23 protein-coding genes are annotated in these 22295 nt (G+C 64.3%); 16 read left to right on the top strand and 7 right to left on the bottom strand.

Going from position 1 to position 22295, the window contains the following annotated elements; translation table 11 throughout:
- Positions 1–14 precede the first annotated feature (14 nt).
- Positions 15–1001, bottom strand: a complete 987-nt coding sequence (locus HFRIS_RS13765) for an aldo/keto reductase (protein ID WP_006463989.1) — start codon at positions 999–1001, stop codon at positions 15–17.
- Positions 1002–1153: 152 nt separating this feature from the next.
- Between HFRIS_RS13765 and HFRIS_RS13760 the strand changes: the two genes are divergently transcribed.
- Entirely contained in the window at positions 1154–2071 is a 918-nt protein-coding gene (locus HFRIS_RS13760) for a LysR family transcriptional regulator (protein ID WP_006463988.1), read from the top strand.
- A 19-nt stretch (positions 2072–2090) separates the two neighbouring features.
- On the opposite strand, the gene HFRIS_RS13755 is transcribed toward HFRIS_RS13760, so the two are convergent.
- The 3 genes from HFRIS_RS13755 to HFRIS_RS13745 all read right to left on the bottom strand — a co-directional run bounded on the left by HFRIS_RS13755 (position 2091) and on the right by HFRIS_RS13745 (position 6610).
- Entirely contained in the window at positions 2091–3665 is a 1575-nt protein-coding gene (locus HFRIS_RS13755) for a DHA2 family efflux MFS transporter permease subunit (RefSeq protein ID WP_006463987.1), read from the bottom strand.
- A gap of 39 nt (positions 3666–3704) precedes the next feature.
- Positions 3705–4943, bottom strand: a complete 1239-nt coding sequence (locus HFRIS_RS13750; protein WP_006463986.1) for an HlyD/EmrA/EmrK family protein — start codon at positions 4941–4943, stop codon at positions 3705–3707.
- Positions 4944–5092: 149 nt separating this feature from the next.
- Positions 5093–6610: an efflux transporter outer membrane subunit gene (locus tag HFRIS_RS13745; RefSeq protein WP_006463985.1), complete on the bottom strand. Its 1518-nt coding sequence runs from the start codon at positions 6608–6610 to the stop codon at positions 5093–5095.
- Positions 6611–6873: 263 nt separating this feature from the next.
- Between HFRIS_RS13745 and HFRIS_RS13740 the strand changes: the two genes are divergently transcribed.
- The 10 genes from HFRIS_RS13740 to HFRIS_RS13700 all read left to right on the top strand — a co-directional run bounded on the left by HFRIS_RS13740 (position 6874) and on the right by HFRIS_RS13700 (position 14740).
- A complete protein-coding gene (locus HFRIS_RS13740) occupies positions 6874–7500 on the top strand; it encodes a TetR/AcrR family transcriptional regulator (protein ID WP_039875728.1) in 627 nt (208 codons plus the stop codon).
- 268 nt (positions 7501–7768) lie between these two features.
- Complete coding sequence (locus HFRIS_RS13735; protein ID WP_174616856.1) at positions 7769–8359, top strand: methylamine utilization protein; 591 nt, start codon at positions 7769–7771, stop codon at positions 8357–8359.
- A gap of 13 nt (positions 8360–8372) precedes the next feature.
- Complete coding sequence (locus tag HFRIS_RS13730; protein ID WP_244436294.1) at positions 8373–10790, top strand: putative bifunctional diguanylate cyclase/phosphodiesterase; 2418 nt, start codon at positions 8373–8375, stop codon at positions 10788–10790.
- Between the two features lie 61 nt (positions 10791–10851).
- Positions 10852–11904 carry a DUF3034 family protein gene (locus HFRIS_RS13725; protein ID WP_006463981.1) on the top strand — a complete coding sequence of 351 codons (1053 nt, stop codon included), beginning with the start codon at positions 10852–10854 and terminating at the stop codon, positions 11902–11904.
- A gap of 18 nt (positions 11905–11922) precedes the next feature.
- The gene (locus HFRIS_RS13720) at positions 11923–12366 is read left to right on the top strand and encodes a group I truncated hemoglobin (protein WP_006463980.1); all 444 of its coding nucleotides are present in this window, start codon (positions 11923–11925) and stop codon (positions 12364–12366) included.
- Between the two features lie 140 nt (positions 12367–12506).
- Entirely contained in the window at positions 12507–12878 is a 372-nt protein-coding gene (locus HFRIS_RS13715) for a COG4315 family predicted lipoprotein (RefSeq protein ID WP_006463979.1), read from the top strand.
- 29 nt (positions 12879–12907) lie between these two features.
- Entirely contained in the window at positions 12908–13480 is a 573-nt protein-coding gene (locus HFRIS_RS13710) for an RNA polymerase sigma factor (RefSeq protein WP_006463978.1), read from the top strand.
- Positions 13477–13806, top strand: a complete 330-nt coding sequence (locus HFRIS_RS26020; protein ID WP_006463977.1) for an anti-sigma factor family protein — start codon at positions 13477–13479, stop codon at positions 13804–13806. Before HFRIS_RS13710 ends, HFRIS_RS26020 begins: the two co-directional genes overlap by 4 nt.
- Positions 13794–14357, top strand: coding sequence for an anti-sigma factor family protein (locus HFRIS_RS26015; RefSeq protein WP_006463976.1), 564 nt, complete (start codon positions 13794–13796; stop codon positions 14355–14357). The genes HFRIS_RS26020 and HFRIS_RS26015 overlap by 13 nt, the downstream gene beginning before the upstream one ends.
- Positions 14358–14551: 194 nt before the next feature.
- On the top strand, positions 14552–14740 hold the full coding sequence (locus HFRIS_RS13700) for a hypothetical protein (RefSeq protein WP_006463975.1): 189 nt from the start codon (positions 14552–14554) through the stop codon (positions 14738–14740).
- Positions 14741–14841: 101 nt separating this feature from the next.
- On the opposite strand, the gene HFRIS_RS13695 is transcribed toward HFRIS_RS13700, so the two are convergent.
- The gene (locus HFRIS_RS13695) at positions 14842–15912 is read right to left on the bottom strand and encodes a nucleotidyl transferase AbiEii/AbiGii toxin family protein (RefSeq protein WP_006463974.1); all 1071 of its coding nucleotides are present in this window, start codon (positions 15910–15912) and stop codon (positions 14842–14844) included.
- Positions 15909–16628, bottom strand: a complete 720-nt coding sequence (locus HFRIS_RS13690; protein ID WP_006463973.1) for a DUF6088 family protein — start codon at positions 16626–16628, stop codon at positions 15909–15911. Before HFRIS_RS13690 ends, HFRIS_RS13695 begins: the two co-directional genes overlap by 4 nt.
- 241 nt (positions 16629–16869) lie before the next feature.
- Here HFRIS_RS13690 and HFRIS_RS13685 point away from each other — a divergent pair, with 241 nt between their 5' ends.
- The 5 genes from HFRIS_RS13685 to HFRIS_RS13665 all read left to right on the top strand — a co-directional run bounded on the left by HFRIS_RS13685 (position 16870) and on the right by HFRIS_RS13665 (position 21231).
- Positions 16870–17058 carry a YjfB family protein gene (locus HFRIS_RS13685; protein ID WP_006463972.1) on the top strand — a complete coding sequence of 63 codons (189 nt, stop codon included), beginning with the start codon at positions 16870–16872 and terminating at the stop codon, positions 17056–17058.
- A gap of 268 nt (positions 17059–17326) precedes the next feature.
- Positions 17327–17629, top strand: a complete 303-nt coding sequence (locus HFRIS_RS13680) for a helix-turn-helix domain-containing protein (protein WP_006463971.1) — start codon at positions 17327–17329, stop codon at positions 17627–17629.
- Positions 17626–18966: a type II toxin-antitoxin system HipA family toxin gene (locus HFRIS_RS13675; RefSeq protein ID WP_006463970.1), complete on the top strand. Its 1341-nt coding sequence runs from the start codon at positions 17626–17628 to the stop codon at positions 18964–18966. The genes HFRIS_RS13680 and HFRIS_RS13675 overlap by 4 nt, the downstream gene beginning before the upstream one ends.
- On the top strand, positions 18963–19862 hold the full coding sequence (locus tag HFRIS_RS13670; RefSeq protein ID WP_039875720.1) for a pseudouridine synthase: 900 nt from the start codon (positions 18963–18965) through the stop codon (positions 19860–19862). The genes HFRIS_RS13675 and HFRIS_RS13670 overlap by 4 nt, the downstream gene beginning before the upstream one ends.
- A 91-nt stretch (positions 19863–19953) precedes the next feature.
- Positions 19954–21231 carry a M20/M25/M40 family metallo-hydrolase gene (locus HFRIS_RS13665; RefSeq protein ID WP_006463968.1) on the top strand — a complete coding sequence of 426 codons (1278 nt, stop codon included), beginning with the start codon at positions 19954–19956 and terminating at the stop codon, positions 21229–21231.
- 353 nt (positions 21232–21584) lie between these two features.
- Here HFRIS_RS13665 and HFRIS_RS13660 read toward each other — a convergent pair whose 3' ends face one another.
- On the bottom strand, positions 21585–22253 hold the full coding sequence (locus tag HFRIS_RS13660; protein ID WP_006463967.1) for a GntR family transcriptional regulator: 669 nt from the start codon (positions 22251–22253) through the stop codon (positions 21585–21587).
- Positions 22254–22295: the final 42 nt, after the last annotated feature.

Raw genomic sequence — 22295 nt, 5'->3', positions numbered from 1 at the left:
GCAGGGGCCAAAGCTTACCAGCGTTGATGCACGTAGGGCGCGATGTCATCCAGATAAAGCTGCCACAGCGCCTGCATCACGTCAGCCGGGATCGGCGGCAGTCCGCTGGCGGCGCTGTTGGATTGCGCCTGCTGTACGTTGCGCGCGCCGGGGATGACGGTGCTGATGCCGCTTTCCATGAGAATCCAGCGCAGCGCGAACTGCGCCATCGATACGCCTTCCGGCACCAGCGCGCGAATCTTCTCGACGGCCGCCAGGGCGACCTCGTACGGCACGCCGGAGAAGGTCTCGCCGACATCGAAGGCTTCGCCATGGCGATTGAAGTGGCGGTGGTCATCGGCGGCAAAGGTGGTCTGCGCCGACATCTTGCCGGTCAAGAGGCCCGAGGCCAGCGGCACCCGGGCGATGACGGCGATGTCGCGGCGTTGCGCCTCATCCAGGAACAGCGACAGCGGACGCTGGCGGAAGATGTTGAAGATGATCTGGATCGATTTCACGTTCGGGTATTCGATGGCCTTCAGGCCTTCTTCCACCTTCTCCACCGAAACGCCGTAGTGGGCGATCTTGCCGGCACTGACCAGGTCATCCAGATAGCCGAAGACTTCCTGCTGGTAATAGACCTCCGGCGGCGGGCAGTGCAGCTGCACCAGGTCCAGGCATTCCACCTCCAGGTTGCGCAGCGAGCGTTCGACGAAGGCGCCCAGGTTCTCGCGCGTGTAGCCGCTGGCGACATGGGGCGAGAGGCGGCGGCCGGCCTTGGTGGCGACGAAGGGGCGCTGGCCACCGCGTTCCTTGAGGACCTGGGCGATCAGTTGCTCGGAGCGGCCATCGCCATAGACGTCGGCGGTATCGATGAACGTGACGCCGCTGTCCAGCGCCGCATGCAGGGCCGCCTTGGCGTCCTGGCTGGAGACGTCGCCCCAGGAGCCCCCGATGGCCCAGGCGCCGAATCCGATCTCCGATACTTCCGCACCGGTGCGGCCAAACGTTCTTGATTTCATGGTGCTCATCCTTTGCATGGGTGTTGTCTGGCCCGGGCGGGCCCGTGCGGGCGCCTGCGGGCGGTGAAACCGTATTTATACCCTGCGTCACGGCAGCGGGAGGATGGTTTAACATGCACATCATTAATTCATGAAGTGAATGGAGTTCATTCATGTCCTTGCTGGATCATGTGGATTTTTCGGATTTGCGGGTATTTGTCACGATCTTGCGGACCGGCAGCTTCAAGGCCGCTGCCATCCAGCTGGGCCTGACCCCCTCGGCCACCAGCCATGCCATGAAGCGGCTGGAGGAGCGGCTGTCCACCCGCCTGCTGTACCGTTCCAGCCGGGCGGTCTCGCCGACGGCGGCCGGCAGCGAACTGGCGCTGCGCCTGGAGGAGGGTTTCGAGAAGATCGGTGCTGCGCTGGGTGTGCTGGAAAGCGCAGCGGCGGGCAGCCTGGGGGAGTTGCGCATCAATGTCTTTGCCGATGCCGCGCATCTGCTGATCGAGCCGGCCATCCCCGAGTTCGTCCGGCAATGCCCCAAGGTCAAGCTCACCGTGGTGGTGGATGACCGGCCCATCGACATCGTCAGCGAAGGTTATGACGCCGGCATCCGCTACGGACACTACGTGCCGGAAGGCATGGTGACCGCGCCCTTGACGCGCGCCCACCGCTGGGTGGCGGCCGCCTCGCCGGACTATCTGCAGCGCTGCGGCCGTCCGCAGACGCTGGAGGACCTGGCGCAGCACAACTGCCTGCAACTGCTGCTGGGGGACAATTCCAGCTACAAGTGGGAGTTCGGCCGTGGCAAGCACCAGCAGCGCATCCGCGTGCCGGGCCTGGTGACGATCAACAATACGGCGGCCACCATCGCCGCCGCCCGCGCCGGGGTCGGTATTGCCTATCTGCTGGAGGCCCGGATCAGGAAGGACATCGAAGAGGGGGCGCTGGAAGTGCTGCTGCCTGAATGGGCTGCACCCAGCGAACCCTTCCACATGTACTACAGCAGCCGGCGCCATGCCCATCCGGCCTTGCGCAAGCTGATCGACATCATCCGCCTGCAGCATGGACTGTCCCGGCTGCGCTAGCCGGGACAGGTGCTGTCGCCTAGTGCGCCGCCGAAGCTTCGGCCGCGCCGGCACCGCCCTTGGAGGGCTTGATGATCCAGATCAGCGGGATGATCACCAGGAAGATCACTGCCGACACAAAGAAGATGTCGTTGATGCCCAGCATGGCGGCCTGGAAGGTGATGGTCCGCTCCAGCATGGCGGCGCTCTGCTCGGCATTCAGGCCCAGGGTGCTGCTGATGTTGTTGAGCGTTTCCTGCAGCCAGGGGCTGTAGGGCGTGGCATGCTCGGTCAGCTGCGCGTGGTGCATGATGGTGCGGTTGTTCCAGGCGGTGGTGGAGATCGAGGTGCCGACCGCACCACAGAACACCCGCACGAAGGACGACAGGCCGGCGGCCGCGGGAATGCGTTCGGGCGGCAGGCCCGACAGCAGCAGCACCGTCAGCGGCACGAAGAACATGGCCGTCGGGATGCCCTGCAGCAGCGTGGGCAGGATCACCGTCATCTGGTCCACCTGCAGGTTGTAGCGCGAGCGCAGCCAGAACACGATGGCAAAGCCGATGAAGGACGCCGTGGCCACCTTGCGCGCATCCACCAGCGGCAGGAAACGTCCGATCAGCGGCATCAGGATCACCGCGAAAATCCCGATCGGCGCAGTCGACAGGCCCGAATCGATGGAGCGGTATCCCAGGTATTGCTGCAGCCACTGCGGCAGGATCACCAGGTTGCCGAAGAACACGCCATAGCCGATCGAAATGGCAATGGTGCCGCCGGCGAAATTGCGCCGGCCGAACAGGCGCAGGTCCACCACCGGGTGGTCATTGTTGAGCTCCCACACCACGAAGTAGGCAAAGGCCACCAGGGCAATGATGCCCAGCGTGACGATGGTGGGCGAGGCGAACCAGTCCAGATCCTTGCCCTTGTCCAGCATGATCTGGAAGGCGGCCACCCAGGTCACCAGCAGTGCCAGCCCGATCTTGTCGATGGGCAGCTTGTGGATGGGCGTTTCGCGCGAACGGTAGATGGCCAGCGTGATGCCGGCTGCGATCAGGCCCACCGGGATGTTGATGTAGAAGATCCAGGGCCAGGTATAGCTGTCGGTGATCCAGCCGCCCAGCGCCGGCCCTGCCACCGGCGCCACCACGGCGGTCATGCCCCATAGCGCCAGGGCGAACGAGGCCCGCGACTTGGGGTAGGCCCCCAGCAGCAGCGATTGCGACAGCGGCACCATGGGGCCGGCCACCAGGCCTTGCAGCACGCGGGCGGCCAGCAGGATGGGCAGCGTGGGCGCCAGTCCGCACAGCCAGGACGCCACCACGAACAGCAGCACCGAGGTGACGAACAGGCGCACCGCGCCCAGCCGCTGGGTGAGCCAGCCGGTCAACGGGATCGAGATGGCGTTGGCGGCCGCGAAGGAGGTGATGACCCAGGTGCCTTCATCGACCGACACGCCCAGGTTGCCCGAGATGGTCGGAATGGCGACGTTGGCGATGGACGAGTCCAGCACGTTCATGAACACCGCCAGCGACACCGACAGGGTGCCCAGCACCAGGTTGGCGCCGGTCAGCGGTGGCGGTGGCGTGTAGGGTTTTGGGGGAGTAGGGCTGTTGGCCATGGGGCTCCGTCATTGTCCAGTGATTGCAGCGGCATGGTCTCAGGTATGCGGGACGGCAGCCGGCGTGGCCGCGGCCTTGCTCTTGCGGGCTTGCGGCAAACCACTGGCGTTGTCGCTGATGATGCGCTCGACGATGCTGTCGGCCTGCTTGCCCAGGTCGTCATAGACGTCGGTCTGGTAATTGGTCGGCACCGCTTCCAGCGCGCGGCCGTCGCCATGGATATCGACGGTGGCCGTGGTGGACAGGCCGATGCGCAGCGGATGGGCGCGCACCTGTTCCGGGTCCAGCGCGATGCGCACCGGCACGCGCTGCACCACCTTGATCCAGTTGCCGGTGGCGTTCTGCGCAGGCAGCAGCGAGAAGGCGCCGCCGGTGCCGGCCGAGAAGCCGATCACGGTGCCCTTGTACTTGACGCTGGAGCCATAGACGTCGGCGATCACCTCCACCGGCTGGCCGATGCGGATGTGCTGCAGCTGGCTTTCCTTGAAGTTGGCGTCGATCCAGATCTGTTCGAGCGGCACGATGGCCATCAGCGGGTTGCCGGCGGCGATGCGCTGGCCGACCTGCACCGAACGCTTGGAGACAAAGCCCGAGACCGGCGCCACGATATTGACGCGGGCGTAGTTCAGGTAGGCATTGCGCACGGCGGTGGCGGCTTGCAGCACGTTGGGGTGCTCGGTGACGCTGGTGTGGTCGGTCAGGGCACGGTTGGCGGCGGCGGCGGCGCGTGCCTGGTCCAGGGCGGCGCTGGCACTCTTGACGGCGTCACGGGCGTGCGAGACGTCTTCCTGCGAGACCGCACCCGAGGCCAGGCCGGCCTGGCGGCGTTGCAGGTCTTCGCGAGCGCGGGCCAGGTTGGAGTCGGCGGCGGCGACGTTGGCGGCCAGGGTATCGTTGTTCAGGAACAGCTGGCGCGTCTGGCGCACCGCCTGGGCCAGTGCGGCCTGGGCCTGGTCCAGGGCCAGCCTGGTGTCGGCGGCGTCCAGCGCCACCAGCGGCTGGCCGGCCTTGACGATCTGGGTGTCGTCGGCCTTCACGGCCACTACGGTGCCGCCCACCTGGGCGGAAATCTGCACCACATTGCCGCCGACATAGGCGTCGTCGGTTTCTTCGAAGAAGCGTGCGTGCAGGAACCAGTACAGGAAGCAGGCGACCGCGATCACCAGCAGCAGCAGGGTCAGCAAGATCAGCTGGCGTTTGCGCTTGCCATTGCCATTGCCGTTTCCATTTCCATTTCCGTTGGCTGGCGCATTGTTTTGGGTGGTGCTGTCACTCATGGAGGACTCCGTTCTATCTTTTTGTAGGCGGTCAATCGGCGCGTCGCTGTTGCGGCACGCCGTCCCGGTGGTCGGCGGATCAGTGGAGAGACCGGCCACCAGGCTGGATTCAATGTCGGGATGTCATGCAGATCTGAGGCGGGCCTGCTTCAGCGTCGCTGCTGCGGCTGCTGTTGCGGCTGACCGTAGGCCAGCCCGGCCTGCTGGGCGTCGAAACCGCCACCCAGCGCCTTGTACAGCGCCACCTGCTGTTCGCGGCGCTGTGCCTGCAGCGCCACCATGGACTGGCGTTGACCCAGCACGGCGGTCTCGGCCGACAGCAGCGTCAGTTGCGAGACCAGGCCCAGGCGATAACGCTCGCGTGCCAGCTGGTAGGCGCGTTCGGCTGCTTGCAGGGCCTCGTCGCGAATCGGCAGTTGGCGCTCGGTCGAGTGGATCGCCGCGATCTGGCGTGCCACGTCGGCATAGGCATCGTTGAGCGCCTTGTTGTAGGTCGCCACGGCCAGCTCGTAGTTGGCGTATTCGCCCTTGAGTCCGGCCCGTAGCGCGCCGCCCTCGAAGATCGGCAGCGAGATGGCCGGTCCAAAGGCGATGCTCTTGCTGGCGGCCGTGAAGGGGTTGCTGTCGATCAGGCTGTCGAAGCCGATCATGGCCGAGAGGTTGATATCCGGGTAGAAGCGCGCCTTGGCCACGGTGATGCCCTGGCTGGCGGCTTCCACCTGCCAGCGTGCAGCCACGATGTCAGGACGGCGACCCATGAGGTTCAGCGGCAGATCCGCCGGCAGGCCGGGCGTGGCCAGGTTCTGCAGGGAGGGCGGCGCCAGTTGCAGGCCGCGATCCGGCCCCTTGCCGCTCAGGGCGCCCAGTTGCTGGCGCAGCAGGATGATCTGGCCTTCGCTCTGCTCCAGCTGGGCGCGTGCCTCGGCGCTGCTGCTGCGCGACTGGTTGCGCTCGATCTGGCTATCCAGGCCGGTACGCACGCGATCGGCGGTGATCTTTTCCAGGGAAGTACGCTGATCGACCGTGCGCTGCAGGATATCGTGCAACGCATACTGTGCCGCCAGCTGGCTGTAGACCGAGACGATGGAGGCGGTCAGGGCCAGGCGCGCTTCCTGTTCGCTGGCCTGGGCGGCTTTCTCGCTGGAGATGGCCTGTTCCAGGGCGGCCTGGTTCTTGTTCCACAGGTCGAGCTCATAGCCGACGTTGAGGCCGGCCTTTTTTTCGTTGTACCAGTTGCCGCCATACGGCGGCGGGTAGATCGAGGTGCTGGAGAACTGGTTGCGCGTGAACGAGGCCTGCGCATCCACGTTGGGCAGCAGCGGCGCGCCGCGCGATTCGGCCAGGGCGGTGGCTGCACCGATGCGGGCACGCGCCTGCTGCAGGCTGGGGCTGGCGGCCAGGGCTTCTTCGATCAGGGCGTTCAACTGGGCGTCGCCGAACTGGCGCACCCAGTCGCTTCCCGGCCACTGGCCGTCGGGTGCGCCGGGATTGGGATCCGACAGACTGCGCTGGGTCGCGAAATCGTGGGCCTGGGCGAGCTGCTTGTCACTGCCGATGCCCTCGAAGCTGGCACAACCTGACAAACCGAGCGCGCCCAGCAAGGCGGTCGCCACGACACGAGTGGCGATCGCCCGTGGCCGCAGCCCGGGCGACGTGATGCGTTTCATAGAATTCTCCACGAAGAGGTATTTGGCGATACGAGTTCTTTTGTGAGTTTTGCGACCCGCTGATGCCTGCCCAGCAGGCCACACGCATGGCATGCCGGCGGCGCCGGTTCGATCCGGCGCCAAGCGCTCACCTGGATTTACGAGTACCATCCGGGGGCGGGGCGAGTAAAAACTCATTTTCCGTATTATACTTGGATATACGAACAATCACTCATGTTGTGAATTCGCGTCGGGGGCGGGCGAATTCCTTACCAAAGCTGCCAATGAAACTGCAACCCAGAAAAGAACCACGCCAGGCGCGTTCGCGGGCGATGGTCGATACCATCCTTGATGCCATGTCACGCGTGCTCGTCGAGCGCGGCTATGCCAAGACCAACACCAATCTCGTGGCCGAATCGGCCGGTATCAGCGTGGGCTCGCTGTACCAGTATTTCCCCAACAAGGACGCCTTGATCTTTGCCCTGCGCGAGCGCCATGTCTCGCGCATGCTGGGGCTGTTCGAGGATGTGGTGGCGCATATCGATGCCGCTGGCTCCCTGCGCGAAGACTTCGACAAGCTGATCGGCGCCCTGGTGGCGGCCCATCTGCTGGAGCCGGAACTGAACCGCATCCTGGAAGAGGAATTCCCGGCCTACAACCTGCCGGTGTCCAGCGAGATCCGCCAGCGTTTCTTCGAGGCCATCCGCCGCGTGCTGGAAAAGCACCGCAGCAGCATCACCACGCCTGACCTGGATGTGGCGACCTTCGTCCTGCAGCGCATGTTGAAGGCGCTGATCAATGCCGTGGTCCTGACCGGTCCGGGAGGGCTGTCCGCAGGGAGCGTGCGTCCGGAAATTCTGCCGGCAGTGATCGGCTATCTGACTGCTCCAAGGGAAGATTCGCAGGCATAATCGTGAAGCTTGGTGTAGGTTCATGAGGGGACTGATCACCAGCAGGGCGATCATAAGGGGTGTTGGGTTGTCGGATTGCTGTCGGGCAACTCAGAAACTCCCCTATATGCAGCGCTAAGGGCTTCCGTATAGTGCAGGGTGAAGGGAAAGGCTTGTCGGATGCGCCATGGAGGTGGCGCGCCGGGTGGCCCCCGCCGTTACCCATTTTCCATCAAGCGATATGCAGAACAAGAACATGCGCCGCAGGGCAGGGCAGCTCGTCAAGGTCATGGCATGTATCTGGGCCGCCGCTACTGCCTGCGCAGCGCAGGCAGCGGTCTCGGTGCAGGTCCTCGATAGCGCCGGTCAGGTGGTTCCCAATGCCGTGGTCTATGCCGAACCGGCGGGAGGCGCCGCCGCACCCGCCAAGCCGCCGCGACAGGTCGAGATCGAGCAGAAGAACAAGACCTTCATCCCGCTGGTGACGGTGGTGCAGACCGGCACGTCCATCCTGTTTCCCAATCACGACAATATCCGGCACCACGTCTATTCGTTCTCGCCGGCCAAGACCTTCGAACTGAAGCTTTATTCCGGCGTGCCCGGCAGCCCGGTAGTCTTCGACAAGGCGGGAACCGTGGTCCTGGGCTGCAATATCCATGACGAGATGGTGGCCTACGTGCAGGTGGTCAATACGCCGTATTTCGGCGTGACCGATCGCAGCGGCACGGTCCGGCTGGAAGGCCTGGGCAATGGCCGCTACACGCTCAAGGCCTGGTATTTCACCATGGGCCCGAACCAGGCCGCCGTGCAACAGGCGCTGGAGGTCCAGGGCGACGGCAAGGCCGCCATCAAACTCAACGTCAAGGCGGTCCCGCTGTAGGGCGGCGCCGTGCATGGCAAATAAGGGAAACGGGGCTAGGGTGCGTCTCTACCGTCTGGAAAGCAAGATCGTTGCGCTGTTCATCATCCTCATCGTGGTGGTGCAACTGGCCGGCTTCGTGGCGATCCGTACCGCCATCGACCGCAACGCGCGCAGCGCCATCAGCGACGAACTGGTGATCGGTGAGCGCGTCTTCACGCGCCTGCTGGACCAGAACGCCCAGAAACTGACCCAGGGCGCAAGGCTGCTGGCGTCCGACTTCGGCTTCCGCCAGGCCATTGGCACCGACGACCATGACACCATCGGCTCGGTGCTGGCCAACCACGGGGCGCGCATCGGCGCTTCCATGGGCATGCTGATCGCCACCGACGGCACGATTCGCGCCTCGACCATGGAGTACCCCGACACCGACCTCCAGCGCAGCAGCCTGGAGCTGGTGCGCAAGGCCGACAAGGACAATGCCAACGGTGCCGCCGAGAGTGTGGTGGTGGGGGAGAACCTGTTCCAGATCGTGGCCGTGCCGATCAAGGCGCCGGTCACCATCGCCTGGGTGGTCATGGGCTTCCCGGTGGATCGCGATCTGGTCAATGACATGCGCGCCCTGTCGCAGCTGCAGGTGTCCATCCTGGTCCGCCAGCGCGGGCGCGCTGACTGGGTGTCGGATGTATCGACCCTGGCCAAGCCGGAGGCGCAGATGCTGCTGCACGAAGTGGGCGATGTGCGCGCCGCCGGCCCGGCCGACCTGCAGATCGACGGCAACCAGTATCGCGCCCGCATCCTGCCGCTGGCGCAGGCCAGCAACGGCCAGCAGGCGGTGGCGGTGTTGCAGCGTTCGGTCAGCGAAGCGGTGGCACCCTACCAGCGGCTGCAAGTGATCCTGCTGAGCATTACGGTATTGGGCGTGCTGGGTGCGGCGGTGGCCAGTGCCGTGATGGCACGGCGCATCACCAGTCCCCTGCGCGACCTGGCCAGCGTTGCCAAGCGCCTGGGCGCGGGTGACTACAGCGAAGGCCTGTACATCCGGCGCCAGGACGAGATCGGCCGCTTGGGCGCAGCCTTCGAAACCATGCGTGGCGAGATCGCCAAACGTGAACTGAAAATCAGCCGGCTGGCCTACCAGGACCAGTTGACCGGCCTGCCCAACCGGGTGCAGTTCGCCGATCTGCTACGGGACGCCATCATCGACGGCGGGGAATCGGTGGGCGGTACCTGCCACATCCTGATGATGGACCTGGACCGCTTCCAGCAGGTCAACGATGTGCTGGGTCACCGCTTCGGCGACGACCTGCTGCGCCAGGTGGCGTCGCGCCTGACGGCCCAGCTGCTGTATCCGGGGGCCAAGGTGGCGCGACTGGGCGGCGACGAATTTGCCATCCTGCTGCCCGGTGTGAACCTGGAAGGCGCGTTGGCGCAGGCGGCACATATCCTGCGGGCGCTGGAGCAACCCTTGTCCCTGCAGGAACAGACGGTGGACCTGGGCGCCGGCATCGGCATCGCCGGCTATCCGGCTCATGGGCGCAGCAGTGATGTCCTGCTCAGCCGCGTCGAGGTGGCGATGTACACCGCCAAGCGCAAGGGCAGCGGGGTGGTGGTCTACGACCCTGCCATCGACCGCAGCAGCCAGGAAAGCCTGTCGCTCCTTTCCGAGCTGCGCCGCGCACTGGAGCGCGACGAATTCATGCTCTATCTGCAGCCCAAGCTGGACCTGGCCTCCGGCGAAGTGTTCGGGGCCGAAGCGCTGGTGCGCTGGCTGCATCCGGAAAAGGGCTTCATCGGCCCGGACAATTTCATTCCCTTCGCCGAGACCACCGGTTTCATTCGCATGCTGACCGTCTGGATGATGGAAAAGGTCGCCAGCCTGTCGGCCGAGCTGCGTCGCAATGGCATTGCCCTGAAATTCTCGGTCAACCTCTCGACACGCGACCTGCTGGACCAGGAGTTGCCGGGCGTCTTCGCCGCCATCGTCGAGCGCCACGGACTCACGCCCGCCGCGCTCTGCCTGGAGATCACCGAGAGCGCCATCATGGACGACCCGGCGCGTGCCCAGAACACGCTGGACCGGCTGGCGGCCATGGGTTTCGCCTTGAGCATCGACGATTTCGGCACCGGTTATTCCTCGCTGGCCTACCTGAAGCGCCTGCCGGTGCGGGAGCTGAAGATCGACAAGTCCTTTGTCATGAAGATGGCACAGGACCAGGACGACGCCAAGATCGTGCGCTCCACCATCGACCTGGGCCACAACCTGGGCTTGCGGGTGGTGGCCGAAGGGGTGGAGAGCGAAGAGGTCTGGTTCCTGCTGCGGCAGATGGGCTGCGATCAGGGGCAAGGCTATTTCATGGGCAAGCCCATGCCGGTTGAGCGTTTCCTGGAATGGCTGCAGCAATGGCGCGCGCCGGAGGCGCTGGACCAGTCCGAAAACGTGGCGGTATGAGTGGCGCCGAGGGGGCGCCAGCATCAATGACGGATCAGACAAGTGGGGCAGGGGGAGTGGGATGAAGAACACCATCAAGGGCGGCGCTCTGGCGCTGTTGACAACGCTCTCCGCACCTGTGCTGGCGCAGATGAGCGATGCCGAACGCGATGCCTGGGCGCTGGCCCAGCAGCAGAAGGCAGCCCGGGCCATGGGCGCCGGCGCGGCCGCCGCAGCGGCGCCCTCTACACCCTCTACGCCCTCTACGCCCACGACGACCGGCGAGGCCACCGCGTCCACAGCACCCGACGATCGCCGCTGGATGCCCGACCTGGGCAAGCTCACCGCCACCGGTGGCGTGACCCAGGTAGAAGGCGCCGGTGGCGGTGGTCTCACGCCCTGGGCCCTGATCACCGGCTACGGGACTCGCGACAGCTATGGTGCCAATGCGCACTACACCTATCTGTCGACCCAGGATTACACCTTGAAGTCCTACGGCGTGGCCGTGGGCATCCTAGACCGTGTCGAACTCTCGCTGAACAAGCAGGAGCTCTACGGCAGCCTGGCGCCGCTGGCCGACCTCAAGATCAGCCAGGACATCGTCGGCATCAAGCTCAAGCTGGCCGGTGACGCGGTCTACGACCAGGACCGCTGGCTGCCGCAGGTTGCCGCCGGGATCATGTTCAAGCACAACAATGGCATCGGCGGCCTGGGGGCGGTTACCAGCGTCAAGCAACTGGGCGCAGCCAGCGACGCCGGCATCGACTATTACCTCGCCGCCACCAAGCTCCTGCTACAGGAAAGCCTGCTGCTCAACGGCACGCTGCGCCTGACCAAGGCCAACCAGATGGGCCTGCTCGGCTTCGGCGGCGACCAGCGTGATCGCTACCAGGCCATGGGCGAGTTTTCGGCGGCCTACCTGATCAACCGCAAGCTGGCGCTGGGCGTGGAATACCGCATGAAGCCGCGCAACCTCGCAGCCGACCATGAGAAGGACTACTACGATGCCTTCCTGGCCTGGTTCCCCAGCAAGAACCTGTCGATGACCCTGGCCTACGTGGCGCTGGGCGACATCACCGTCTACAACCCCAAGCGGCAGCGCGGCGTCTATCTGTCGCTGCAGGCCGGATTCTGAGCGCGAGGAGCAGCCATGATGAGACAGCAGATAGCGCGCGTCGCCGCCGCTCTGGCCCTGGCCGGTACACTCGGCGCGGCTCAGACTCAGGCGCAGACGACGCCGGATGACAGCCTCTACCGCGCCCTGGGCGGCTTGCCGGTGCTGCAGAAAGTAGTGGATGACTTCATGGCCAGCATGCTGGCCGATCGGCGCATCAAGCATACGTTTGCGGAGTCCAATATCGAGCGCGTCAAGCAAAAGCTGGTGGAACAGTTCTGCCAGTTGAGCGGCGGCGGCTGCATCTACACGGGTGACCCCATGCGCGAAGTGCACCAGGGTCTCAAGCTCAGCAACGCCGACTTCAATGCCCTGGTGGAAGACCTGCAACTGGCCATGGACGCCAACGGCATCCCCTCGCACACCCAGAACCGGCTGCTGGCCCTGCTGGCACCGATGCAACGCGAGACCGTCAGCCGCTGATGGTGCGGCGCGGCACGGCTCAGGTAAAAATATTTTTGCAGGGACGGGAATAATGCAGGGGCCGGCCGCGTATACGTCGGCATGGGTATGGCATAACGCGTAACCCGTAACCTGTAAGCCCACCAAGAAAAGGAAATGACATGAGACTGCTCGCAAGCTCCCTGCTGGCCCTGGCCTGTGCCTCGGCATCCCTGATCGCCTCCGCCCAGAGTGCTGGCGTCAAGACCATGGACGGCATCCTGGTCGATGCCAAGGGCATGACCGTCTATACCTTCGACAAGGACACCGCCAACAGCGGCAAGAGCGTCTGCAATGGCCCTTGCGCCAAGCTGTGGCCGCCGGTGGCGCCCATGGGCATGCCCGCCGCGCCGTATTCCACCGTGACCCGCGACGACGGCAGCGCCCAGCTGGCCTATCAGGGCAAGCCGCTGTACCTGTATGAAGCCGACAAGAAGCCCGGTGAGCGCACCGGCGACAACTTCAAGGACATCTGGCACGTGGTCAAGCCCTGAGCTGAGCCGCCAGGCACCGGGAGCGCCCCATGTTCGGACGCAAGGCCAGGCTGGAACGGCAACAGCGCGAACGACAGGCCGACGAGCAAGCCATGCTCGCCTGCCTGCCGCGCCTGCGCCGCTACGCCCGGGCCCTGACCGGTGAACGCGAGGGCGCCGACGATCTGGTGCAGGACACGCTGGAACGCGCCTGGCAAAAGCGCGATAGCTGGAAGCGCGGCACCGACATGCGTCCCTGGCTGTTCGCCATCATGCATAACCTGCACGCCGACCAGCGCCGCAAGCCGGTGCTCAATACGGTGGAACTGGAACCGGAGCAGGCGGAGACCATCGCGGCCCCCGCGCCGGCTACCGACCAGGGGCTGGCGCTGGACCTGGAAGCGGCCCTGCAGGCGCTGCCGGCTGAACAGCGTGAAGTCCTGTTGCTGGTGGTGCTGGAAGAAATGCGTTACGAGGATGTCGCAGTGACCCTGGGCATACCGACCGGTACCGTCATGTCGCGCCTGTCACGCGCCCGCGAGCGCCTGCGCCACGCGATGGATGGAGCGGGTGGCCTGGGTGGTCTGGGTAGCGCCGGTTCGACCCTGAAGGTGGTGAAATGAAGACCCCGGCAATTTCCGAAGAAGAGCTGCATGCCTATGCCGACGGCCAGTTGCCGGCATCGCGTGCCGGTGAAATCGCCGCCTGGCTGGAGCAGGACCCCGCGCACGCCGCGGAGTTGCAGCAGGTGCGCGCCTGGCGCGCCCAGAATCGCGCCTTGCATGCGCACTACGACCCGGTGCTGGAAGAAGCACTCCCCCCCGCCTGGCTGCTGCGGTGCTGGCAGGCGGCGAAGAATATCGCCGCCGTGATCAGGGCGCAGCCGCCAATGCCGCTAATGCCGCCAATAGCGCGCTCTGGTGGCGCTACGCCGCCATGCTGCTGTTGACCCTGGCCGGTGGCCTGGGCGGCTGGTACCTGCGTGACCTGAGCGCCGGCGGCAATGCGCGCACTCTCGTGGCCTCCGCCCCGGTGATGCTGGCACGCCAGGCTGCAGTGGCCCATACCGTCTTCAGCGCCGACCTGCGGCGCCCGGTGGAAGTTGGCGCCGACCAGGAGCAGGCCCTGGTGACCTGGCTGTCGCGCCGGCTGGGCGCCAATGTGCGCGCGCCCAAGCTGGCCCCGCTGGGCTATGACCTGATCGGCGGTCGCCTGCTGCCCGGCCAGAGCGGGCCGGTGGCACAGTTCATGTACCAGGATGCGGCCGGTCAGCGGCTCACCCTGTATGTCTCGCACGACCAGGTGCAGAACCACGAGACGGGCTTCCGTTTCGCCCAGGAAGGCCGCGTCAACGTCTTCTACTGGATCGACGGCCAGTTCGGCTACGCCCTCTCCGGCAGTCTCGCCCGCCCGGAACTCTCGCGCATTGCCAGTTCGGTCTATGAGCAACTGGCCCCCGTGGTGACCGCTCCCGCCCCGACCCCGGCTGCGCCCAACTGAATGGCTTCGCTACCCGGTTTACAAGTGCAAAAGCGGGTAAGGAAGGGGTAATCACCGTCAAGGGACGCTGCCTGGCTGCCGCTAACACATTCACCCATGACGTAAAGCTTGTACCGCCGTGCTGGGGGGAATCTGGAAACACGGACGGGCAGGCCGCGTCATGGCCCCGTTGCAGTTCACACAAGGAGTTTCATATGGAGCTAGCAACGCTCGCCAGCGGCGCAGCAACGGCCTGGCTGGCCGACAAGGCGGCGCAGTCCGTCGGCATTGATCTGGGCAAGGTCGCCAAGACGGCGGTGGATGATGTGATCGGTGCAGCCACGACCGTGGCGCGCCTACCGGCCAATATCAATATCGGCCGCATCATCAATACCATCGTCTAGGCAGACAGGGCGCGCAGGATGGCGCTCAGTGAATGGCAGCACTTGATCGCACCCTTCGGGGTGCGATTTTTTTCATCTTGACGTGTGGCCGTTTTTGTTCGCTACCGACGGCTAGCGAGGAGTGCGCCCTTCACCGCCTCATTGGCGAGCTGTTCGAAGTGTTCTGCACTGCGCAGCACGGCATCGAATGGAGGGATGTCCCCGAAGACCATTCCGGCCATGGCTTCATAGTCTTTTTCAAGGGCCTCTCGCATCGCGCGGCCGGGTGTCAGCGTGAAGCTGCCGGGTGCAGCAATACCCAGCCCCAGATCGGTGCTACCGAAAAACAGGCTTGCATGACGCGCACAGTCGAACGCCAGCGCATGATCGCGTTGCCAGCTGGCGGCAGAAGGGGCTTGCATCAATTGATGCACATCGTAGTAATGGCGTGAGACACGTTGCCCGCCGTGTCGCAGCTCGCCGCGCCGATCATGCCATTGCCGTAGTCCATGCAAAATCACGATCTTGTCCCAGAAGGTACGCTCGGGCTTCACCGTGACCACGTTCGGCACCGTCAAGTCCATATCTGGGAGGTCTTGTGAGACGTAAGGGGTGACGGAGGCCGCAACATGTGGATCGAGTGCCGACTTGGCTCCGGCCTCTATCTTGACGGCTGAGCGGATGTAGTCGCCGGCTGCCGCCGTGACGGAGGGATACCAGAACAGCAAGGTCTGCCCATCCTTGTCGGTGGGATCAGGCTCCAGTCGAAAGCGCTCTCGGGCTATGACAGAGGCCGCCTTTTGGGTGAACTGCACGCTCAGTGTCCCCGCAATGTAATCCCGGCATGCATCGCGTATGGCGTCCAGACGCGCACGCCGTTTCTTGCCGCTCAACGCATCCAGCTCGGCAATCTCGGCGCCTTGGCCCAGATCATCGCGAAACACGGTGATGTCGATGTCTTCGGAAAAGCGGGCGATGAGATCGAAGGCCTTGGAGAGCGAAGTGCCCCCTTTGAACAACAGTCGGGGGCCTCCCGCTTCCAGACCGTTAAACAGTACATCCAGTGTCCAGCAGACCCAGAAATCCTTCTCGATGTGTTGGATGGCTGTCCCGAGGCGAGCTGAGGCTGCGAGAAAGAGGTCTCGCCGTTCGGCATCGCTGGCGGTGATGACAGCGTTGAATGCAGGATTCAAGGGGCCTCCTCGTGTTTGACCGAGCGGCGTCGCCTGTCCGGTGGCGTTTCGCCGATCAGCGATGGGGTTGTTGCTGCAGAGGCGGGTAGCGGATCACATCCGGGAAGTTCCCGGAGCAGACTCTGCATCCATGCCGGCAATACCTTGAAACCTGCAAGCAGGTCCCATCGGAGTGCCGGGCCGTGAACCGGATCAGCCAGAACCTTGGTCAGTTTGTTCAGAACAAGGGACCGGTCGGAATGGAGAGTCTCCTTCAGCCAGTACAGCGCCTGTACGATGCGCATGGCTGGTCGCCCAGCCCAGTAGAGGCGACTGGGGGCGGTTTGCTTGAATGTGATGACCAGATTGTCCAACTGGATTGACCGGCGGCGCGCATCGGTGTGGATAGTGACGCGCGCGGGCACGGCATCGGTCAGGCCAAGGTCATTGGCGGCGGTCATGCCATCAACTAGCAGGCGCAGGTTATCCCTGCGCGCAATGGCCTGTATGACAGCACGATAGTCCGGTGTGGTGGGATGCTTGGTCAGGCTGTTGAGCGAGGGCCGGTCATAGAGCCCCCTATCGATGCGACGCAATTCTCCCGCCTGCACCATGCGCTGCAGCGTTTTATCGATGGCATCGCGACTAGCGAGATGGGCAAAGTCGGTAGGTACCCAAACTTGTCCGGGTTCTGCGGTGCCCAACTCGGCTTCTACCCGGGATTTCAGTGCAGACATTCTTCCTCCTGTCCGGTATTTATATGCATTTTTCGGACATAAAGCAAGGGAGTGTCCGAAACTTGTTTATTTATTTCGGACACAAGATGTTTTACTCTCAAGTGGGGGCGTAGGCTGCGTGGCAGGGATGACAACTCCTCGAAAAATTTCTTGATTGACGTAAAGAAACGCGATTCAATGCCGTAATTGAAGCATCGGGCCGGGGATTTTCTGGTTCGGTTTCCCCCAAAAGGAGAGATCCATGGATATCAACCAAATCGCATCGGTCGCCACCAGCCTGGCCTCGGCGCAGACTTCGGACTCAGTCAACATGCTGGTCCTGAAGAAGGCGCTGGATAGCCAGGCCGCTGCGGCTGTCGGTATGCTTCAGGCATTGCCGCAGTTGCCAGCCAATCCCAATATTGGCCGCAACGTCAATACGACCGCCTGAGTGCTTGCACAGACTTTTAAAATCGCAGTCTCCGGACTGCGATTTTTTTTGCCTGATTGCCGGATGCTTCACCTGAGTTAGGTGCGGCGCTACGCCTTCCAAGCTGCAAGCCCGTTCGGAGTGGTCAGCCCGGAAGGGAACTTCATATCATCAAAAAATAACAATAAATTAGGCAATTACTAAAAAGCCCAGTTAAATGGACTTGTCAATCGCAGAATGACCAATATAATGGACTTCATGGGAAAAGCCCATTTCATTGGATCAAAAGATGACCAACCTGCAAGACATCGGCCAGCGCATCCGCACCGCCCGCAAGGAGCAGGGGCTGACGGCCATTGAACTGGCGGCGCGTACCGGCATGCATCGCAACACCTTGCTGGCGCTGGAAACCGGGCGCGGCAACATCGAGCTGGTCAAGTTGCTGGCCCTGTGCGACGAACTGGATCTGGACCTGTTGCTCCTGCCCCGTCAGACGGCCAGCCAGCGGGCGGCCGAGAGCCAGGGTGCAGGCAGCCAGACCGAACTGGGCCAGCGCCTGCAGGCGCTCATGGGCAGGGGAGGCGAGGCATGAGCATGTTGCGTTCGCTGCGCATCCGCCTGGGCCAGACTGAGGTGGGCTCGCTGTTCGCGCTGGATGACGGTCGCTGCTATTTCCGCTTTGACGACGCCTACGCCCTGCTGGGACCGCAGCGGCCGGTACTCTCCCAGCTCTACCTGGCCTCCACCGAGGAACGTACCCTGGCTCAGTTGCTCGACCCCACCCTGGCCGTGAATCGGGGCGACGGACGCGGCGGATTGCCGCCGTTCTTCCAGAACCTCTTGCCCGAAGGCCAGTTGCGCAAGCACCTGATCCAGCGCGCCGGTCTGGCGCCGGATGACGAATTCGGCCTGCTGGCCTATTGCGGTCGGGACTTGCCCGGCGACGTCTCGGCCCTGGCCGAAGAACTGGACGAGCGGGGAATGGGCAGGCTCTTGGGGCAGGGGCATGACAGCTACGAAATGAGTTCCGGCCAGTTGCCGGTGCCGGGCGGGGAATCGCTCTCCGGCGTGCAGCCCAAGCTGGCCCTGGTGAAGGAGGCGGGCGGGCGCTACGTGATGCGCTCCAAAGACAGCCACGGCAGCCATTTCATCGCCAAGCTCCCGGCCACCGACTATCCCAACATGCCGCAGGTGGAATTCTCGTCCCTGACGCTGGCCGCCGCTGCGGGCGTGAATACGTGCAGTTTCAGCCTGGAGCCCCTGTCGGCCATCGCCGATCACCTGCCCTTCGGGCTGCGCAACGATGCCAGCCGTTTCCTGCTGGTACAGCGCTTCGACCGCGATGCGCCCACTCCCACCGGGCGCCTGCACATGGAGGATTTCGCCCAGATCACCGGCACCGCACCGGGCGCCAAGTACGTCGGGACCTATGCCGCACTCGGCGTGGTGCTGGCCGAGCGCAGCACGCGCGGGGTGGAGGATGTCTACGAGTTGCTGCGACGGATCAAGGTCAACGAACTGCTGGGCAACTTCGACGCCCACCTGAAGAACTTCAGCCTGCTCTACCACACGCCCCAGGCAGCCTCCCTGTCGCCGGCCTATGACATCGTGGCCTATGCCGCCTATGTCGGCGGCGATGGGCATGCACTGGCCTTCCTGCCGGGGCAGAAGGGCAAGCAATTGCTCACCCCCGCCATCCTGCGCCAGCTGGCCAACGTGTGGCGCCTGCCGGAAGCCAGGTTGCAGGCGGTGCTGGTGGAGACGGTGGACCGCGCCATGACGCACTGGCCCGCCCTGATCGACAGCCTGCCCTTGACCGAGGCCCAGCGCGCCAGGTTGCTGGCCCATCTGGAGGCCAATGCCAGCGTCGTCGCCTGGCGGCGTCGCGCCGCCCGCAAGAAGAGCGCGTCCGGCGCGGAGGGTGCATGAGGCCTACCCCGACCCTGCCCATGCGCAACGGCCTCTCGCCCAGCTACCTGTGGCTGCAGCCGGGCCCGTGGCGCGACATGCTGTCCTTCCTGGCCGAACGCTTTCCGGCCGTGCCGGCCGCGCTCTGGCGCGAGCGCCTGTTACGCGGCGAGGTGCGCAACCAGCACGGCGAAGCGCTGCGTCCGGAGTCAGCCTATCGCAGCGGCGACTGCATTTTCTACTACCGTGAACTGCCGCAGGACGAGCCGCGTATCCCGGTCGAGGAAAAGATCCTGCACCTCGACGAGCACCTGCTGGTGGCCGACAAGCCGCATTTCCTGCCGGTGATTCCGACCGGGCGCTTCGTGCAGGAGACGCTGCTGGTCCGGCTCAAGCAAGCTACCGGTCTGCAGGACCTGGTCCCCATCCACCGGCTGGACCGCGAGACCGCAGGCGTGATCGTCTTTTCGCACCAGCCGGCCAGCCGGGGCAAGTACCAGTCGATGTTCCAGCAACGCGCCATGTTCAAGGTCTACGAAGCCATTGCCCCCTTGCGGGCCGACCTGAAGCTGCCGCGCGTGCATCGTAGCCGGGTGGAGGAAATCCCGGAGCAGTTCTTCAAGATGCATGAAGCCGAGGGCCCGCCCAATTCGGAAACCCATATTTCCCTGATCGAGCAGCGCGGGGAGCTGGGTCTGTACCGGCTGGAACCGGTCACCGGCCGGCGCCATCAGTTGCGGGTGCACATGGCCTCCTTGGGCATCCCCATCGTCAACGACCTGTTCTACCCGCACGCGGTGCCGGTGGGCGTGGCCGATGACCTCGACCGCCCCCTGAAGCTGCTGGCCCGCTCCCTTTTCTTCATCGATCCACTCGATGGCAGTGAACGCCACTTCACCAGCGAACGCAGTCTGTGAATCAGCCTCACCCACAACCGGCCTACCAACAACCAGGCTCACCAACAGGGATGATCACAATCCCGCCCATCCACCCAAGGAGAATCCCCGCATGAAAGCTTTCACCCAACTGCGTTGCACGGCCCTGGTCGCAGCCCTCTGCCTGCCCGTGCTGGTACAGGCCGCTCCCGTGGAGCCGGTCTACGGTATGGCCCGCCAGGAACAGGCCGGCCTGCTGGACACCCTGCGCGAACTGGTGAGCATCGAATCCGGCAGCAAGGACCTGGAAGGCCTGGCGCAACTGGCTGGCCTGATCAAGCAGAAGCTGGAGGCGCTGGGCGGCAAGGTGCAGTTGCTGGACGCGCCCGAGGTCTATCGCATGGACGATACGCCCGAGAAGCTGGGCCAGATCGTCCATGCCGAATTCAAGGGCAACGGCAAGCGCAAGATCATGCTGATCGCCCACATGGATACGGTCTACCTGCGCGGCATGCTCAAGGACCAGCCCTTCCGCGTCGATGGCAACAAGGCCTACGGCCTGGGCATTGCCGATGACAAGCAGGGCATCGCCACCATCCTGCATACGGTGGCCATCCTGCAGAAGGCCGGTTTCAAGGACTACGACACCCTGACCGTGCTGATCAACGGTGACGAGGAAATCAGTTCGCCCGGCGGACGCTCCCTGCATACCCGGCTGGGCGCGGAGCAGGACGTGGTGTTGTCGTACGAGGGCGGCGGTGCCGACGGCCAGTTGCGCCTGGCCACCAGCGGTATCGGCGCGGCCTACCTGGAGGTGAAGGGCAAGTCCTCGCACGCCGGTGCAGCGCCTGAGAAGGGTGTCAACGCCTTATATGAACTTTCGCACCAGTTGCTGCAGTTGAATCAGCTTTCCCAGCCCGAGCGTGGCCTGAAACTGAACTGGACCGTCGCCCAGGCCGGTAGCAACCGCAACGTGATCCCGGCCCAGGCCAGCGCCCAGGCCGATGCGCGGGCGCTGAAGGTGAGTGACTTCGAGCAGTTGCAGCAGGCCCTGGCCGAAGGGGTGAAAAAGCAGTTGATTCCGGAAGCCAAGGTGAGCGTCAAGTTCGAACTGCGTCGCCCGCCGCTGGAAGCCACGCCGGCGTCGCGTCAGCTGGCCAATTACGCCCGCACCATCTACCAGGAAATCGACATGCCGCTGAAGGTGGCGGAGGTGGCCACCGGTGGCGGCACCGACGCGGCATTCGCCGCCTTGAAGAGCAAGGGCGCGGTGATCGAGGGCATGGGTTTGAGCGGCTTTGGCGCCCACTCCAATGATGCCGAATACGTGCTGCTCGATACCATCGTGCCGCGCCTGTACCTGTCCTCTCGACTCATCATGGATATTGCACAGGACAAGGTGAAGAAGTGAAGTAAAGCGCTTGCCAGGCTGTTGGCAACATGAGCAAAAAACGGCGCCCACGGGCGTAATGCCGTTCAGTTAAGCTTGTTACGAGCCCGAAAGTTTGCTCAGACTTTGCTCGCGCCACCCTTGACCGTTCGTCCTGAGTAGCGGCGCAGCCGCGTATCGAAGGCGCGCCACAAGCTGAGCAGCGCCTTCGATACGGCCCTAGAGGGCCTACTCAGTCCGAACGGTTTCAAATGGTTTGAAGAGAACCAAGCAAAATCGCTGCGCCAAAGTCATCTGGCGCGGCGATTTTTTCTTAACTGAACGGCATTACGCCCACGGGCGCCGTTTGTCATCTCAGGAAAGCAGGAAAGCAGTCAGGCCGCCGACTTCAGCTGGTGCAGCGACGCCACCAGATCGGCAAAGCGTTGTCCCTGGATCATGATGTGGTGGCGCAGGACCTCCACCGTCTTCTCGGCATCGCCGGCGATGATGGCATCGACCGCGGCCTGGTGTTCGTCGAAGGACATCTTCAGGCGGTCCCGCACCCGCAGCTGCAGGCGACGATAGGGCCGCAGGCGGCGGTGCAGGGCGCGCGCCTGGTCGGCCAGGAAACCATTGTGGCTGCCGGCGTAGATGTGGTCGTGGAAGGCCTCGTTGAGGTAGAAGTAGGCGTCCGGATCGCTGGCGTCGCGGGCAGCCTGGCAGGCCTGGTGTGCCGCCAGCAGCTCGGCATGTTCGGCCGGCGTCATCCGGCGCGCCGCCAGGCGGCCGCACATGGCCTCGAATTCGGCCATCACCTCGAACATCTCGATCAATTGCTGTGGGCCGATCTCGGCCACGATGGCGCCCCGGCGCGGACGCATCTCGACGATGCCCATCGAGGCCAGCTGGATCAGCGCCTCGCGGATGGGCGTGCGCGAGACCCCGAATTCCTCGGCCAGCGAGGTTTCATCGAGATGCTGGCCAGGTGCCAGCTTGCCCACGGCAATCATCTCTTCTATCGATTCGCGCAGGGTTTCGGAGCGGGTCTTGGGGGTGTCCATGATCAAGTTGCCTTTAAAGCAAGCATTGTAAAGGGAATGCGA

This window comes from Herbaspirillum frisingense GSF30, assembly GCF_000300975.2.
Classification (GTDB): domain Bacteria; phylum Pseudomonadota; class Gammaproteobacteria; order Burkholderiales; family Burkholderiaceae_D; genus Herbaspirillum; species Herbaspirillum frisingense.
Note: the sequence above shows the minus strand (reverse complement) of the source record. Positions and strands in the feature narration are given on the sequence as shown.

Excerpts from the sequence above, each read along its gene's own strand:
- HFRIS_RS13680 (WP_006463971.1), top strand. The coding sequence starts at position 17,327 with ATGACCAACCTGCAAGACATCGGCCAGCGCATCCGCACCGCCCGCAAG.
- HFRIS_RS13690 (WP_006463973.1), bottom strand. The coding sequence starts at position 16,628 with ATGTCTGCACTGAAATCCCGGGTAGAAGCCGAGTTGGGCACCGCAGAA.
- HFRIS_RS13660 (WP_006463967.1), bottom strand. The coding sequence starts at position 22,253 with ATGGACACCCCCAAGACCCGCTCCGAAACCCTGCGCGAATCGATAGAA.
- HFRIS_RS13710 (WP_006463978.1), top strand. The coding sequence starts at position 12,908 with ATGTTCGGACGCAAGGCCAGGCTGGAACGGCAACAGCGCGAACGACAG.
- HFRIS_RS13670 (WP_039875720.1), top strand. The coding sequence starts at position 18,963 with ATGAGGCCTACCCCGACCCTGCCCATGCGCAACGGCCTCTCGCCCAGC.
- HFRIS_RS13675 (WP_006463970.1), top strand. The coding sequence starts at position 17,626 with ATGAGCATGTTGCGTTCGCTGCGCATCCGCCTGGGCCAGACTGAGGTG.
- HFRIS_RS13715 (WP_006463979.1), top strand. The coding sequence starts at position 12,507 with ATGAGACTGCTCGCAAGCTCCCTGCTGGCCCTGGCCTGTGCCTCGGCA.
- HFRIS_RS13750 (WP_006463986.1), bottom strand. The coding sequence starts at position 4,943 with ATGAGTGACAGCACCACCCAAAACAATGCGCCAGCCAACGGAAATGGA.
- HFRIS_RS13755 (WP_006463987.1), bottom strand. The coding sequence starts at position 3,665 with ATGGCCAACAGCCCTACTCCCCCAAAACCCTACACGCCACCGCCACCG.
- HFRIS_RS26015 (WP_006463976.1), top strand. The coding sequence starts at position 13,794 with ATGCTGCTGTTGACCCTGGCCGGTGGCCTGGGCGGCTGGTACCTGCGT.
- HFRIS_RS13745 (WP_006463985.1), bottom strand. The coding sequence starts at position 6,610 with ATGAAACGCATCACGTCGCCCGGGCTGCGGCCACGGGCGATCGCCACT.
- HFRIS_RS13700 (WP_006463975.1), top strand. The coding sequence starts at position 14,552 with ATGGAGCTAGCAACGCTCGCCAGCGGCGCAGCAACGGCCTGGCTGGCC.
- HFRIS_RS13730 (WP_244436294.1), top strand. The coding sequence starts at position 8,373 with ATGGCAAATAAGGGAAACGGGGCTAGGGTGCGTCTCTACCGTCTGGAA.
- HFRIS_RS13735 (WP_174616856.1), top strand. The coding sequence starts at position 7,769 with ATGGCATGTATCTGGGCCGCCGCTACTGCCTGCGCAGCGCAGGCAGCG.
- HFRIS_RS13765 (WP_006463989.1), bottom strand. The coding sequence starts at position 1,001 with ATGAAATCAAGAACGTTTGGCCGCACCGGTGCGGAAGTATCGGAGATC.
- HFRIS_RS13665 (WP_006463968.1), top strand. The coding sequence starts at position 19,954 with ATGAAAGCTTTCACCCAACTGCGTTGCACGGCCCTGGTCGCAGCCCTC.
- HFRIS_RS13740 (WP_039875728.1), top strand. The coding sequence starts at position 6,874 with ATGAAACTGCAACCCAGAAAAGAACCACGCCAGGCGCGTTCGCGGGCG.
- HFRIS_RS13685 (WP_006463972.1), top strand. The coding sequence starts at position 16,870 with ATGGATATCAACCAAATCGCATCGGTCGCCACCAGCCTGGCCTCGGCG.
- HFRIS_RS26020 (WP_006463977.1), top strand. The coding sequence starts at position 13,477 with ATGAAGACCCCGGCAATTTCCGAAGAAGAGCTGCATGCCTATGCCGAC.
- HFRIS_RS13725 (WP_006463981.1), top strand. The coding sequence starts at position 10,852 with ATGAAGAACACCATCAAGGGCGGCGCTCTGGCGCTGTTGACAACGCTC.
- HFRIS_RS13760 (WP_006463988.1), top strand. The coding sequence starts at position 1,154 with ATGTCCTTGCTGGATCATGTGGATTTTTCGGATTTGCGGGTATTTGTC.
- HFRIS_RS13720 (WP_006463980.1), top strand. The coding sequence starts at position 11,923 with ATGAGACAGCAGATAGCGCGCGTCGCCGCCGCTCTGGCCCTGGCCGGT.